Here is a 13786-nt window from a genome sequence, read left to right on the forward strand (position 1 = left end):
GAATGAACGTTCATTCCGCTGACTTGGAGGGCAAAATCAATGGAATCGGAAAGCAAATATCAGAAGATTATCGAGGCTTCGCTCGTCCTTTTCGCGGACAGAGGCTTTGACGCCGCAACCATTCCGATGATCGCCGATAAGGCAAACGTCGGTGCAGGCACCATCTACCGCTACTTTGACAGCAAGGAAGCACTTGTAAACGTCTTGTTCCAAGACAGTGTGAAGAGATTTAAAGAAAAGATAGAGGAGGGCTATCCTGAAGATTCAGCAGGCATAAAAAAACAATTTCAGCACATTTTCCGCTGCCTTTTCGAGTTTTCTCAGGAAAATATCCATGCGCTGTATTTTTTGGAAATTGACAAGACCTCTCATTACTTGACTGAGAAAAGCCGCGAGGTCTTGAACGAACTGCTGGATTTCATCTATTTATTTTTTGAAAAAGGGAAAGCGGCCGGCATGATTCGCCCTTTGCCTTCCCACATTTTGTCTGCTGTTGTATTCGGAGCGTTCGTTCATATTCAGAAGTTGGTAAGAGCAGGGGAATTCGAGGACCCTACCGAACTGATGGAGGAGATTGAAGAATGTTCCTGGGATGCTGTTAAACATCATGGATGAAAAGCTTTTTTCCAAAACAGAAAGGATGATTTTCATGAACAAGTTAGATGGAATTCCAATCCCTAAAACTTACGGGCCGCTCGGCAACCTGCCTTTGCTTGACAAAAACAGGGTCTCCCAGTCACTTTGGAAAATCGCGGATGAGATGGGGCCTATCTTTCAATTTAAGTTTGCGGATGCGATTGGGGTTTTTGTGTCCAGCCATGAACTGGTTAAAGAAGTCTCTGAAGAATCCCGTTTTGACAAAAACATGGGGAAGGGGCTATTGAAAGTTCGCGAGTTCAGCGGAGACGGGCTCTTTACAAGCTGGACGGAAGAACCCAATTGGCGGAAAGCCCACAACATCCTTCTGCCGAGCTTCAGCCAGAAAGCGATGAAGGGATACCATCCCATGATGCAGGATATCGCCGTCCAGCTCATTCAAAAGTGGTCCCGTCTCAATCAGGATGAAAGCATTGATGTGCCGGACGATATGACGCGGCTGACGCTGGACACGATCGGCTTATGCGGGTTTAACTACCGCTTTAACAGCTTCTACCGTGAAGGGCAGCATCCGTTTATTGAGAGCATGGTCCGGGGTTTGAGCGAAGCGATGAGACAGACGAAGCGCTTCCCGCTGCAGGATAAGCTGATGATTCAAACGAAGCGCCGGTTTAACAGCGATGTCGAGTCGATGTTTTCTCTTGTTGACCGGATCATCGCTGACCGGAAGCAGGCCGAGAGTGAAAGCGGAAATGACCTCTTGTCGCTTATGCTTCATGCGAAAGACCCTGAGACCGGCGAAAAACTGGATGATGAGAATATCCGCTATCAAATTATTACATTTTTGATTGCCGGACACGAGACGACGAGCGGTTTATTATCGTTTGCAATCTATCTGCTCCTGAAGCATCCGGATAAGCTTAAGAAAGCGTATGAAGAAGCAGACCGCGTGCTGACCGATCCCGTCCCATCCTACAAACAGGTTCAGCAGCTGAAATACATCCGAATGATTTTGAATGAATCGATAAGGCTTTGGCCGACGGCACCGGCTTTCTCTCTTTATGCAAAAGAAGAAACGGTTATCGGGGGAAAATATTTGATTCCAAAAGGACAGAGCGTTACAGTGCTCATCCCAAAACTGCACAGAGATCAAAGCGTCTGGGGAGAAGATGCCGAGGCATTCCGGCCTGAACGGTTCGAGCAGATGGACAGCATTCCGGCGCACGCATACAAACCGTTTGGCAACGGCCAAAGGGCATGCATCGGCATGCAGTTCGCCCTTCATGAAGCGACGCTTGTGCTCGGCATGATTCTTCAGTACTTTGATCTTGAAGATCATGCAAACTACCAATTGAAGATCAAAGAATCGCTGACATTAAAACCGGATGGTTTCACAATCCGGGTGAGGCCGAGGAAAAAAGAAGCAATGACGGCGATGCCGGGCGCTCAGCCTGAAGAGAACGGACGGCAGGAAGAACGGCCTTCCGCACCGGCGGCGGAAAATACGCACGGAACCCCTCTTCTTGTGCTCTACGGTTCAAATCTCGGCACAGCCGAAGAGATTGCGAAGGAGCTTGCTGAAGAAGCGCGTGAGCAAGGGTTTCACAGCCGGACGGCGGAGCTTGATCAATACGCAGGCGCCATCCCGGCAGAAGGGGCTGTTATCATTGTGACGGCTTCCTATAACGGAAACCCGCCCGATTGCGCAAAGGAATTTGTCAATTGGCTTGAGCATGATCAGACAGACGATTTGCGTGGTGTCAAATATGCGGTATTCGGCTGCGGTAACCGCAGCTGGGCCAGCACCTACCAGCGGATTCCGCGCCTGATTGACAGCGTATTGGAAAAAAAAGGCGCCCAAAGGCTGCACAAGCTTGGAGAAGGGGATGCAGGCGATGATTTTGAAGGACAGTTTGAGTCATGGAAATATGATCTGTGGCCGCTTTTAAGAACCGAATTTTCATTGGCCGAACCCGAGCCGAATCAAACAGAAACAGACAGGCAAGCCTTATCTGTCGAGTTCGTAAACGCACCTGCGGCTTCGCCGCTGGCTAAAGCTTATCAGGTGTTCACAGCGAAGATATCGGCAAACCGAGAACTGCAGTGTGAAAAGAGCGGGAGAAGCACAAGGCATATTGAAATATCGCTTCCTGAAGGCGCCGCATATCAGGAGGGAGACCATCTCGGTGTGCTACCGCAAAACAGCGAAGTGCTGATTGGCCGCGTTTTTCAGCGGTTTGGGCTGAACGGAAATGAACAAATTCTGATTAGCGGCCGGAATCAAGCATCACATTTGCCTTTGGAGAGGCCCGTTCATGTCAAAGACCTTTTTCAACATTGCGTCGAGCTCCAGGAACCGGCCACAAGGGCCCAGATACGCGAGCTGGCGGCTCATACTGTTTGTCCGCCTCATCAGCGCGAGCTTGAAGACCTGCTGAAAGATGACGTCTATAAGGATCAAGTGTTGAATAAGCGGCTGACAATGCTTGACCTGCTTGAGCAATACCCGGCCTGTGAACTGCCGTTCGCCCGTTTTCTGGCGCTTCTTCCTCCGCTAAAACCGAGGTACTATTCGATTTCCAGTTCGCCGCAGCTTAACCCGCGGCAAACAAGCATCACCGTCTCTGTCGTAAGTGGCCCGGCGTTGAGCGGCCGCGGGCATTATAAGGGAGTTGCATCGAACTATCTCGCCGGCCTTGAGCCGGGAGACGCGATTTCGTGTTTCATCAGAGAGCCTCAGTCAGGCTTCCGGCTTCCCGAAGATCCTGAAACACCGGTGATCATGGTCGGGCCGGGCACCGGAATCGCCCCTTACCGCGGATTTCTTCAGGCGCGCCGCATCCAGCGCGATGCCGGTGTGAAGCTCGGTGAAGCGCATTTGTACTTCGGCTGCCGCCGTCCGAACGAAGATTTTCTGTATCGAGACGAGTTGGAGCAAGCGGAAAAGGACGGAATCGTCCATCTGCATACAGCGTTTTCCCGGCTTGAGGGCCGGCCGAAAACATATGTGCAAGATTTGCTCAGAGAGGATGCAGCCTTGCTGATTCACTTGTTGAACGAAGGCGGCCGCCTGTATGTGTGCGGAGACGGAAGCCGCATGGCTCCAGCTGTTGAACAAGCTTTGTGCGAGGCGTATCGCATAGTACAGGGTGCGAGTCGGGAAGAGTCGCAAAGCTGGCTGTCCGCACTTTTAGAAGAAGGGCGCTATGCAAAGGATGTATGGGACGGCGGCGTTTCCCAACATAATGTGAAGGCGGACTGCATTGCAAGAACGTAAACAAAAAGAGGCATTCTGAATTGATCAGGATGCCTCTTTTTTAGAGTTTGTTATTTTTTCATTGATATAGATGAAAAGGTTTGATCCCAAGAACAAAACGAGCAAAATATACACCCATTTTGCCGGCGTTTCCCAACCCTCGAAAAAAGGCAGAGAAGCAATGAATGTTTGTCCTTTCATGATGACAAACACCAATAACGCCACAAAGATGACAAGCGCGATTCCCTGTAAAATGAGCGTTTTTGCACTTCGTTTTTTCAAATCGTCCCATACGTACATCAGCCCGAATACCAGGGAGGCCATTGAAATGATATCATTCGCTGTGCCATTGATCTTGAGCCCCGCCCGGAGAAAAAGATTCAAACCTACAGATGCCAAAATTCCGTAAAATCCGATTGTTTTAAGCAAGATGATACCCCCTCAAACCATTATAGAGGGAGATAAAGGAAAAGCCAACATGACAGGCTGCATTCAATCATTCTAAAAACGGCTGATCTTCAGGAGGAATCGTCATGCTGGCTTTGATTTAAATATCGGCATGCGGTGAAGAAAGTTTAGCTTTTATTTCGGATCTGTGTATCGTCTTGCCGCCTGTTCCTTTTGGCTTCGGCAAAGAAAATTGCAGGATAAGCGGCCAAAAGCAGCAAGGTAATGAAGGAGACGATTCCCGGCCATTTAAAATGAGTCCAGAAGAAGCCTCCGAAAGACCCCGCTAAGCTTGAGCCGAGATAATAGCTCAGCAAATAAAGGGAGGAAGCTTGAACGCGCTGTTCGCCGGCCGTCTGCCCGACCCAGGAGCTTGCGATCGAATGCGACCCGAAAAATCCGAATGTAAAGACAGCGATCCCGGCGATTTTCAGAGAAAGCTGAGGCAGAAGCGTAAGCAATGCGCCTCCCGCGATAATGGCAATCCCGATTTTCAGCATCAATGGGCTGCCAAAACGGTCGGCTTTCTTCCCCATATAAACGGAACTGATTGCCCCTGCCAAATAAACGATAAAGATGAACCCGATGACAGTTTGAGAGAGTCTGTACGGAGGTCCCATCAATTGAAACCCGATATAATTGAACAGCGTAACAAAGCTTCCCATTAATAGAAATCCGAGTGAAATAATCGACAGCAGCCGTTTGTTCATCAAGACGGCAGAGTAGGCGAGGCTCGCCTTTTTCACGCTCGTTTTTCGCTTGGCGGAGTGCTGCGGCCGGGGCAGCAAAATCCAAAACAAATAGCTTAATAGCACTGATAATCCCCCGATGATTCCAAGCGCTGCACGCCAGCTGAACAAGTCTGTCAAAAGGCCGGTCAAAAGCCTTCCGCTCATTCCTCCGAGGCTTGTGCCGCTAATGTATAACCCCATCATTTTGCCGAGCCCTCGCGGATCAAATTCCTCTCCGACATAAGTCATGGCGATCGCGGGTACGCCTGCAAGGAAAAAGCCAAGCAGCCCTCTCATCACCAAGAGCGCCGCGAAGTTCGGACTAAAGGCGGTCAAGAGGCCGAGCACAGATGTCGCAAACAGGGATATTGCCATAATTGTCTTCCGGCCAAATCCGTCAGATAAAGCTGCTGCCGTAAGCAGTGCAAAAGCCAATATACCTGTTGAAATGGATAAAGTTAAGCTTGCAGCTGCCGCCGATATGCCGAATTCCTCCGCAAACAGAGGCATAAGCGGCTGTGTGGTGTAAAGCGTGGCAAATGTCACAAAACCGCTGATGAATAAGGCGATGCTCGCTTTGTGATAATCCTTCGAATGCGGCTGTATGTAGGTCATGGCAGCTCCTCTTTTCTAGAATGACAATCTATGTTTCATGGTACGCTTTCATTTGTGATGTGTCTAATTTATAATATCTATCAACATCATGCATTCTAGTTATGAAGGAGCGGATGAGCATTGGAACTCTATCAAATTGACCATTTTATTGCCGTGAGCAGGCATAAACACTTTACAAAAGCCGCCCTGGAACAAAGGATTTCCCAGCCGGCTTTGAGCAGGTCGATCAAAAAGCTTGAAGAAGAATTGGGCGTCCCGCTGTTTATTCGAAAAACAAAATCGATCCGCCTGACAAAGTACGGCGAGCAGTTCCTCATCAAAGCGAAACAGGCCCGCCTTGCTCTTGACGAAGGCGTCCAGCAAATCAGAGAAAGCGTCAATCCGAATGCCGGGGAAATCTCGGTATCTTTTTTGCATACGCTTGGTTCACGCCTGATGCCGCAGCTAATTGCCGGTTTTAAAAAGAAATACCCGAATGTTGCGTTCCGTCTGTATCAGGCCGCAAATGAACATCTTCAGCACATGGTGGAGACGGGCGAGGCTGATATATGTCTCAGCTCACCACCCCTCCCAAACGAGCTTCTTGAATGGACGGTGCTGGATACTGAACCGCTTTACCTGGTGCTTCCCGCCGACCACCCGCTCGCAAATCGGGAAGAAGTCGCGATCAGATCCATTGCCCATGAAGACTTTGTCGGTTTTAAGCCGGGTTATGGTCTTCGATATGTGTTTGATCAAATGTGCCGGGAACTGTCCATCAGCCCGAAGCTTGCGTTTGAAGGGGAAGAAGTGTCGACGATTTTGGGACTAGTATCAGCAGGGCTCGGTGTAGCAATCCTGCCGAAAACGGCGGAGCACGTCCATTCTCCAGTGGCATTTTGCCGAGTGTCAGACTACCGTTCTGAGAGGACGATCGGTCTCGCCGTTTTGAAAGACTATTATTTATCGCCGGCGGCACGCAACTTTAAAGAATTTGTCATCGAATACTATCGACGGAACGAGCGGCCTGATCAGCCGTAAATCAAATAAGGACTTCTCATGGTGACAAATATCCTGTATATTGATAATGATAATTATTATCAATTTGAGGGTTGGACATGACGAAAAAGCAGTATTCTTATATATTGACCGTTTTACTCGCATTTTCTGTTTTTCTTTCAGGCTGTCAAAGCGGCCAAAAACAGACGGCATCAAAGAACGAAGAGAAAGCAAGAGTGGTGAAAACAATCAACGGGAAATGTCACTGTACCGGCCAATCCGAAGCGCGTCGTTACGATAGGCTATGCCGGGACCATGCTTGCATTCGGGATCAAGCCGCTTGGAGAAACAGGGAAATATCTTGAAAGTCCATATATTAAAGATCATATTTCAGAAATAAAGAATATCGGGGGAAAAGACGGTTTTTCAGTATCTGTGGAAAAGATTCTTAAGCTTAAACCCGATTTGATCGTATCGATGACAAACGATAAAAAAGAATATGAAAAGCTCTCAAAAATCGTTCCCACTGTCGTTTATCCGTTCGGCACGTTTAAAGATGCACGCGATGAAATGAAAACGTTTGGCGAGCTGCTCGGCAAGGAAAAGGAGGCTCGGGAGTGGACGAAAACGTTTAATCAAAAAATGAAAGCCGCCCGCGCGAAAATTAAAGATGCATCTGTACAAGGTGAAACGTTCTCTTTAATCGGCGCATATGCAAAATCTGTGTATGTCTACGGGGCCTACGGGTATCGGGGCGGAGAAGCGATCTATACGCAGCTGGGACTGACGCCGCCTCAATCTGTTAAAAAGGATGCCATTGATACAGCTGACGGATATAAAGCCATATCTTTCGAAGTCCTGCCGAAATATGCCGGAGACTACATATTTGTCGATGAATCATACAACGGAAAGCTTGATCAGGACAATCCGGTTTGGATGTCGCTTGACGCGGTGAAAAAAGGCAAGGTCTTTTTCCTCGATCCGGACAGGTTCTGGCCGTATGATCCAAACGCTGTTCAGGCGCAGGCCGAAGAAATCGCTGACATGATTTCCAAGAAAGCGAAAAACGAATAGAAAAGCGGGGAGCCGAAAAGAATGATCCGGCTTCCCGCTTTTTCATTTTTCATAATGCTGAAATTGAATATCCAGTGTCCGGAGGTACGTTTGCAGGCCCGCATCCTGGATGGGGATGATATAGGCCGCTTCACCCGACTCATTATGGTGGGAATGCCATAATCCCGGCGGTGTAATGAAGGCTTTTCCGGTTACCCAGTCAATCCGTTTCGGATCGATGATTTCCTTTGTGACCGGATCGATTTTGCTTCCGACTAATGTGTACGTGCCGGGTGCGGCATAGGCGACAAAATCGAGAGCCACCGACTTGTGGCTGTGGGGCGCTTGATTAGATCCGGGAGGCACGATGCCGAACATCGCCCACAATACATGGGTGATCGTCAACGTTTGATCGAATATATCATTGTTTAAAAGAACGGAAATCCGGTTTCGGAAACGGGCGTCAGGAGCGGCGGCTGCTTCAGCCAATTTTGCTTTTGCCTGTTCAGCGGTGTAGAGGGTTGGTTGAAAGCGGGATTCCGACGGCTTTACGCCCAAATAATGCAGAAGAGGTGAATCGGTGATGTAATAAATGGCGGCATCTTCTGCTGCGGTATGCCGGCTGCTTGAACCGGCAGGCAAAGTCAAAAAATCGCCTTTCTGCCAGTGAATCGTATCTTCGCCCGTTTCGGTACGCCCTGCGCCGCTGACAATGTAATATAGTTCGCTTGTCGCACGGGGGACGGTGGGAATCGTGTCGCCTGAACGAATCTTGATGAAGTGGGCGAGAAGGGAAGGGCTTGAAGCGGGATAATCCGTCTTCAGTTCTTCTGAGATGTCCAGCGGGATGATCCGCGTTTCACCTGTCTCATACAATTCAGGTCCGAACTCTTTCACAGGAACCGGGCTGATTATTCCGCTTCCAATCGGGTCAGAGGCAGTGGTATACTCGAAAAAACGGGCATGTTTCGTCAAATGCTCGGCTCGGGTTTCAAATTGAGAATGCATTGAAAAACCTCCTGTTATTTTTTGATAATTCAATCACATCTCATTTGGAAGATGCTAGTAAACCATTATATTGATAGAAACAGATACGGAAAAGAGGGATTGGATTGGAAAAAGGATTGAACGGCAGAAGAATTGCCATCGGAGCATCGCGAAAAACGGATGAAATGAGCACATTAATCAAAAAGCAAGGCGGGGTTCCCGTCGTACGCTCCCTTCAGGGTACCGTGTTTTTGGCCGAAAAAGAAGTAGGTCCTGATTTGCGAGCCTTTGTTGAAAGGGGAGCCGACTGGGTGATTTTTACAACCGGAATCGGGACGGAGACGCTTGTCAACCTAGCTGAGAAACTGGGGATCGGTGAGCGCTATTTACAAGCGATCCGCGGGGCGAAGGCGGCATCGAGAGGCTACAAAACAATCGCCGCTTTAAAAAAGCTCGGCATTACGCCGGTTGCGGCGGATGAAGACGGCACCACCAAGGGACTGATCGACTCGCTTCAATCCCACGATTTTTCAGGGAAACGGGTGATGGTCCAGCTTCACGGCGAAAACGCACCGTCATTGCTTCAGTTTTTGGAAGAGAAAGGTGCAGCCGTTGTTCCGCTTCTCCCGTATCGCCATGTTGCCCCAGACCGGGAAACCGTCGCTTTATTGTGCAGCGAGGTCATCAACCGTGAAGTGGATGCGGTTTGCTTTACAACAGCCGTCCAAGTCCGCTCGCTTTTTCATTTTGCGAAAGAAAACGGCTGTGCGGAGAAAATTGTTCAATCTTTTCAAGACAGCGTGTTGGCGGCCGCTGTCGGAAAAGTGACGGCAGAAGCTTTAAAAGAAGAAGGAGTTGAACGCCTGCTCGCTCCCGGCCTCGAACGGATGGGAGCGATGATTGTGGAGCTGGCCCGGTTTTATGAAACGGAAGAGGAAATCAAAACACAGTAAGTGCGAAGGAAATCAGCAGATTGGGGTGTGAGAGTCTCCTTGGGAGGCGCTGCCATGTGATGCAGACCCAAAAGAAAAAAAGCCGCAGACACAGCTTGCCGTGCGGCTTTCATTTGCTGGGCCGTGATACTTTTTGAATCATGCTTTTGAATATGTTGATCGTGAGCCGTTGATTTCAAATTGCTGGGTATGGCCGTGTTTTTTCTGTCGTATCGCCTTGTCAAACGGCTTGCAGCCGCAAAAACAAGAAAAACGCTTCGCCGATGAGCCGAAGCGTTTTTTACTTTATAAAACAAATCGATCTGAAACGAATACCGCACCGTCTTCATTAAAAATCCGGGCGGGCTTTGTTCCGATGACCCGGATGTCTGAAGTGCTTGCGGCGATTCCCGTTTCTTCCGGCAAGGCGATGACGGGCGTGTCAAAAGCATGCCTATACCTTTTAATCAGCGGATCATGTTCAACCTTGTAGTGGCACCAAACCGCATAGTCTCCCAGGAGCTTTAAGCCGTTAAAATCGCGCAATCCGCAAGCATTGCGATCCATATAAGAGCAAGTCATGATGTTCTTTCCGAGAATGATGGCGTCGGCGCTTCCGCCGTAAATGACGCCGCCGCTTTCGGCATAACGCTTTAAAACCTCGATAAATTGTGATTCAATGAATTGTTTGAGCAGACGAAACGTATTTCCTCCGCCGATATATACGGCAGAAAACGCGTCCAAATCGTGCCCGGTTTTGTCTTTGACATCCGTCCACATCACGATATTTTTAACGCCGAGCGGGTGAAAGAGCCGGCTGATCCAATCGAAGCCGTCACCATACCTGTCGGCGTCCATGGCAATCGGAATATACAACAAAGGCTTATGAGGGCAGAGGCTCCCGGCAAAATGCCGATCCAGCCGTTCGGTTTGGTGTGCATCTCCGCCTCCGGAAAGAAACCATTTTCCCATCCTGACCTCCATCCATTTATTATGTTTCCTTTAATTGTTCATTCAACACGCTGTCCTCCAAAACAGCAAATTTGTCTCCATACACTTTCGTAATATGTGTTTCACCCCAGGCGCACAATGAATCCAATATGTCTTTAAGCGTCCATCCGTATTCGCTGAGTTCGTATTCGACCTTCGGCGGCACCTGCTGGTACACGATCCGGTTGATAACGCCGTCCTCTTCCAGTTCGCGCAGCTGCTGGGTCAGCATTTTCTGTGTAATGTTCGGCATCAGCCGCTTCAGCTCGCTCGTGCGTTTTTTGCCGTGCGTCAAATGGCACAAAATCACACATTTCCATTTACCGCCAATTACTTCGAGTGTAGCTTCGACAGATATATTGTACTTTTTCTGCTTCATGTTCTCCTCCAAACCATAGGAACTAAAAAGTACCTATCTAACTTTTTGGTTCCTAGCGCACTTAAAAGTGCGTACTTTTTTTTATAGATGATATGTACCATAATATCATTTGCCGGCAGCCATTTGCTATACATTAAAAACGAAAGGGGGAAAAAGAATGACTTCTGTTCATGATAAAAAACGCAGTACATTAGCGCTTTTAGCCTTGGCGGCCAGCGCATTTGCCATCGGGACAACCGAATTCATCAGCGTGGGACTTCTGCCTTTAATTGCTGATGACATGAACATTTCAGTGACGACCGCAGGGCTGACTGTATCGTTATACGCTTTAGGCGTGACAGTCGGCGCCCCCGTATTGACGTCTGTGACATCGAGTATGCCGAGAAAAGCGCTGCTGCTTGTGATTATGATTATTTTTATGATCGGCAACGGGCTTGCGGCATGTGCCGGAAGCATCGGTGTTTTATTAACCGCCCGCGTGATTTCCGCGTTTTCTCATGGCGTATTTATGTCAATCGGTTCAACAATTGCGGCAAGCCTGGTCCCGGCGGATAAAAGAGCCGGAGCGATATCAATTATGTTTACCGGGCTGACGATTGCGATGATTACCGGAGTTCCCATCGGCACGTTCCTCGGTCAGCTGTTCGGCTGGCGGATTGCTTTTGCGGCGATCGTCGCAGTCGGCGCACTGGCGTTTATCGCCAACAGCTTGCTTGTTCCGGCCGATTTGCCAAAAGGCGTCCGAACGTCTTTCAGGAACCAGTTGAAGCTTGTAACCAATGGCCGTCTGCTGCTTTTATTCATCATTACGGCGCTTGGTTATGGAGGAACATTTGTTGTCTTTACGTATTTATCCCCGCTGCTTCAGCATGTGACGGGATTTAAACAGGAAGCTGTTGCCATCATTTTGCTTGCTTACGGCATTGCCGTCGCGCTCGGAAATATCATCGGAGGTAAAGCGGCCAACCAAAAACCGCTTACTGCATTATTCTATATGTTCATCGCCCAAGCTGTTGTGCTTCTCATCTTAACGGCGGCTGTTCCTTATCAGGCAGCGGGCTTTATCGCCATCATGCTGATGGGATTTTTAGCATTTATGAATGTCCCCGGGCTCCAGTCCTATGTAGTAATTCTGGCTGAACGGTTTGTTCCGGGGGCGGTAGATGTCGCATCAGCTGTCAATATCGCCGCATTCAACGCCGGGATCGCGATCGGCTCTTATACAGGAGGCGCCATCACACAATCGATCGGTTTAATTCACACGCCATGGGCCGGAGCTTTGATGGTGCTCGGCGCCGTCGCGCTGACGGGCTGGAGCAGGGCGCTGGAACGACATGATCAAAAACAAAATCAAGCTTTAAAGAAAAACTGCGCATAACGCATACAAAAATATAAGGAGGCCAATGAGATGATGACGGCAAGAAATTTGCAAGATCGAATCACATTGAATAACGGGACGGACATGCCCTGGTTTGGACTTGGCGTGTTTAAAGTAGAAGATGGGCCCGAACTGGTGCAAGCTGTAAAAACGGCAATCAAGCACGGCTACCGCAGTATTGATACGGCAGCGATCTACGGAAATGAAGAAGGGGTTGGCCAAGGAATTCGCGAAGGGTTAAAAGAAGCCGGAATTTCTAGAGAAGACTTGTTTGTAACATCAAAGGTCTGGAATGACGATTTAGGCTATGACGAAACGATTGCAGCCTACGAAGCGAGTCTCGAAAAGCTCGGGCTCGATTACCTGGATTTATACCTGATCCACTGGCCTGTTGAAGGGCGCTATAAAGCGGCGTGGAAAGCACTTGAAACCCTTTATGAACAAGGGCGCGTCAAAGCAATCGGCGTCAGCAATTTTCACATTCACCATCTGGAAGACTTGCTGAAAGATGCCGCCGTCAAACCGGTCATCGACCAGGTCGAGTATCACCCGCGGCTCACGCAGAAAGAACTGCAAGCGTTTTGCCGTTCGCACGGCATCCAGCTTCAAGCATGGTCGCCGCTGATGCAAGGCCAATTGCTCAGCCACCCGCTGCTGAAAGATATCGCGGACAAGCACGGCAAGACACCCGCCCAAGTCATTTTACGCTGGGATTTGCAAAACGGAGTCATCACCATTCCAAAGTCGACAAAAGCGGAGCGCATTGCCCAAAACGCGGACGTATTTGATTTTGAACTGACCCTCGAGGAAATGAAGCAAATTGACGGACTGAATCAAAACACCCGTGTCGGCCCTGATCCTGATAACTTTGACTTTTAACAAAAACGGCCCCGTTCGAATTTTCGAACGGGGTTTTAATTGAATTGTGCGGTTACGCCTGCGGCCTCCATCTTCAGCAGTTCTTTTTTCATCTCCAATCCGCCCCGGTATCCCGTGAGCTGCCCGTTTTTGCCGATAACCCGATGGCACGGCACCACCATTAACAGCGGATTTGCGCCGATCGCCGCGCCTACGGCCCGGACAGCGTTCCGCTTTTGTATATGCCCGGCAATATCGGAATAGGAACGCGTGCTCCCGAAAGGAATTTCGGAGAGCGCCTGCCACACAGCCAGCTGAAAAGGCGTGCCGGCAAGGTCGACAGGAAAGCTGAAATGAGTCCGCTTGCCATCTAAATACGCCTGAATCTGCTCGGCGTATTCTGCCAACCCTTTGTCATCCCGAATGAAAACTGGCTGTGCGTACCTTTTTTCAGCCCAAGCGGCCAGCTCCCCGAAGCCTTGGTTCCATGCCCCGGTAAAACAGAGCCCGCGGGCAGTCGCCGCAATGTGAATCTGCCAGCGGCGGCAAGTCAGCGTACGCCAGTATACGATTTGATCTTCCATA

The 13786-nt window shown here is 49.4% G+C and carries 13 protein-coding genes; 7 read left to right on the forward strand and 6 right to left on the reverse strand.

The genetic code is table 11. From position 1 onward, the window contains the following. The first annotated feature begins 39 nt into the window (after positions 1-39). A complete protein-coding gene (locus ACVC9U_RS05060; protein WP_003183871.1) occupies positions 40-615 on the forward strand; it encodes a TetR/AcrR family transcriptional regulator in 576 nt (191 codons plus the stop codon). A gap of 34 nt (positions 616-649) precedes the next feature. Next, entirely contained in the window at positions 650-3874 is a 3225-nt protein-coding gene (locus tag ACVC9U_RS05065) for a bifunctional cytochrome P450/NADPH--P450 reductase (protein ID WP_003183869.1), read from the forward strand. A 24-nt stretch (positions 3875-3898) separates the two neighbouring features. Here the strand turns inward: ACVC9U_RS05065 and ACVC9U_RS05070 are convergent, their stop codons facing one another. Continuing rightward, a complete protein-coding gene (locus ACVC9U_RS05070) occupies positions 3899-4282 on the reverse strand; it encodes a YoqO family protein (RefSeq protein WP_441390187.1) in 384 nt (127 codons plus the stop codon). 146 nt (positions 4283-4428) lie between these two features. Continuing rightward, positions 4429-5646, reverse strand: a complete 1218-nt coding sequence (locus ACVC9U_RS05075; protein ID WP_441390189.1) for an MFS transporter — start codon at positions 5644-5646, stop codon at positions 4429-4431. A gap of 120 nt (positions 5647-5766) precedes the next feature. Between ACVC9U_RS05075 and ACVC9U_RS05080 the strand changes: the two genes are divergently transcribed. Together ACVC9U_RS05080 and ACVC9U_RS05085 are read left to right on the forward strand one after the other, a co-directional pair. Continuing rightward, positions 5767-6666 carry a LysR family transcriptional regulator gene (locus ACVC9U_RS05080; protein WP_441390191.1) on the forward strand — a complete coding sequence of 300 codons (900 nt, stop codon included), beginning with the start codon at positions 5767-5769 and terminating at the stop codon, positions 6664-6666. Between the two features lie 273 nt (positions 6667-6939). Beyond that, positions 6940-7698 carry an ABC transporter substrate-binding protein gene (locus tag ACVC9U_RS05085; RefSeq protein ID WP_237562594.1) on the forward strand — a complete coding sequence of 253 codons (759 nt, stop codon included), beginning with the start codon at positions 6940-6942 and terminating at the stop codon, positions 7696-7698. Between the two features lie 42 nt (positions 7699-7740). On the opposite strand, the gene ACVC9U_RS05090 is transcribed toward ACVC9U_RS05085, so the two are convergent. After that, a complete protein-coding gene (locus tag ACVC9U_RS05090; protein WP_075752121.1) occupies positions 7741-8685 on the reverse strand; it encodes a cupin domain-containing protein in 945 nt (314 codons plus the stop codon). 104 nt (positions 8686-8789) lie between these two features. Between ACVC9U_RS05090 and ACVC9U_RS05095 the strand changes: the two genes are divergently transcribed. Then, positions 8790-9617: a uroporphyrinogen-III synthase gene (locus tag ACVC9U_RS05095; protein ID WP_075752123.1), complete on the forward strand. Its 828-nt coding sequence runs from the start codon at positions 8790-8792 to the stop codon at positions 9615-9617. Between the two features lie 285 nt (positions 9618-9902). Here ACVC9U_RS05095 and ACVC9U_RS05100 read toward each other — a convergent pair whose 3' ends face one another. Beyond that, positions 9903-10568: a peptidase E gene (locus ACVC9U_RS05100; RefSeq protein ID WP_075752125.1), complete on the reverse strand. Its 666-nt coding sequence runs from the start codon at positions 10566-10568 to the stop codon at positions 9903-9905. 19 nt (positions 10569-10587) lie between these two features. Then, positions 10588-10965 (reverse strand): winged helix-turn-helix transcriptional regulator, encoded by a 378-nt coding sequence (locus tag ACVC9U_RS05105; protein WP_043926545.1) that lies wholly within the window; start codon positions 10963-10965, stop codon positions 10588-10590. Between the two features lie 157 nt (positions 10966-11122). Here ACVC9U_RS05105 and ACVC9U_RS05110 point away from each other — a divergent pair, with 157 nt between their 5' ends. Continuing rightward, positions 11123-12343: an MFS transporter gene (locus ACVC9U_RS05110; protein ID WP_075752127.1), complete on the forward strand. Its 1221-nt coding sequence runs from the start codon at positions 11123-11125 to the stop codon at positions 12341-12343. Positions 12344-12373: 30 nt separating this feature from the next. After that, positions 12374-13222, forward strand: coding sequence for an aldo/keto reductase (locus ACVC9U_RS05115; RefSeq protein WP_075752129.1), 849 nt, complete (start codon positions 12374-12376; stop codon positions 13220-13222). A 35-nt stretch (positions 13223-13257) separates the two neighbouring features. Here ACVC9U_RS05115 and ACVC9U_RS05120 read toward each other — a convergent pair whose 3' ends face one another. Beyond that, on the reverse strand, positions 13258-13785 hold the full coding sequence (locus ACVC9U_RS05120; RefSeq protein WP_075752131.1) for a methylated-DNA--[protein]-cysteine S-methyltransferase: 528 nt from the start codon (positions 13783-13785) through the stop codon (positions 13258-13260). Between the last annotated feature and the right edge of the window lies 1 nt (position 13786).

Source organism: Bacillus sp. GM2 (assembly GCF_056155945.1).

Bases quoted from the DNA above. Each gene is read 5' to 3' on its own strand.
- ACVC9U_RS05065 (WP_003183869.1), top strand. From the start codon at position 650: ATGAACAAGTTAGATGGAATTCCAATCCCTAAAACTTACGGGCCGCTC.
- ACVC9U_RS05090 (WP_075752121.1), bottom strand. From the start codon at position 8,685: ATGCATTCTCAATTTGAAACCCGAGCCGAGCATTTGACGAAACATGCC.
- ACVC9U_RS05100 (WP_075752125.1), bottom strand. From the start codon at position 10,568: ATGGGAAAATGGTTTCTTTCCGGAGGCGGAGATGCACACCAAACCGAA.
- ACVC9U_RS05120 (WP_075752131.1), bottom strand. From the start codon at position 13,785: ATGGAAGATCAAATCGTATACTGGCGTACGCTGACTTGCCGCCGCTGG.
- ACVC9U_RS05110 (WP_075752127.1), top strand. From the start codon at position 11,123: ATGACTTCTGTTCATGATAAAAAACGCAGTACATTAGCGCTTTTAGCC.
- ACVC9U_RS05060 (WP_003183871.1), top strand. From the start codon at position 40: ATGGAATCGGAAAGCAAATATCAGAAGATTATCGAGGCTTCGCTCGTC.
- ACVC9U_RS05105 (WP_043926545.1), bottom strand. From the start codon at position 10,965: ATGAAGCAGAAAAAGTACAATATATCTGTCGAAGCTACACTCGAAGTA.
- ACVC9U_RS05115 (WP_075752129.1), top strand. From the start codon at position 12,374: ATGATGACGGCAAGAAATTTGCAAGATCGAATCACATTGAATAACGGG.
- ACVC9U_RS05085 (WP_237562594.1), top strand. From the start codon at position 6,940: ATGCTTGCATTCGGGATCAAGCCGCTTGGAGAAACAGGGAAATATCTT.
- ACVC9U_RS05075 (WP_441390189.1), bottom strand. From the start codon at position 5,646: ATGACCTACATACAGCCGCATTCGAAGGATTATCACAAAGCGAGCATC.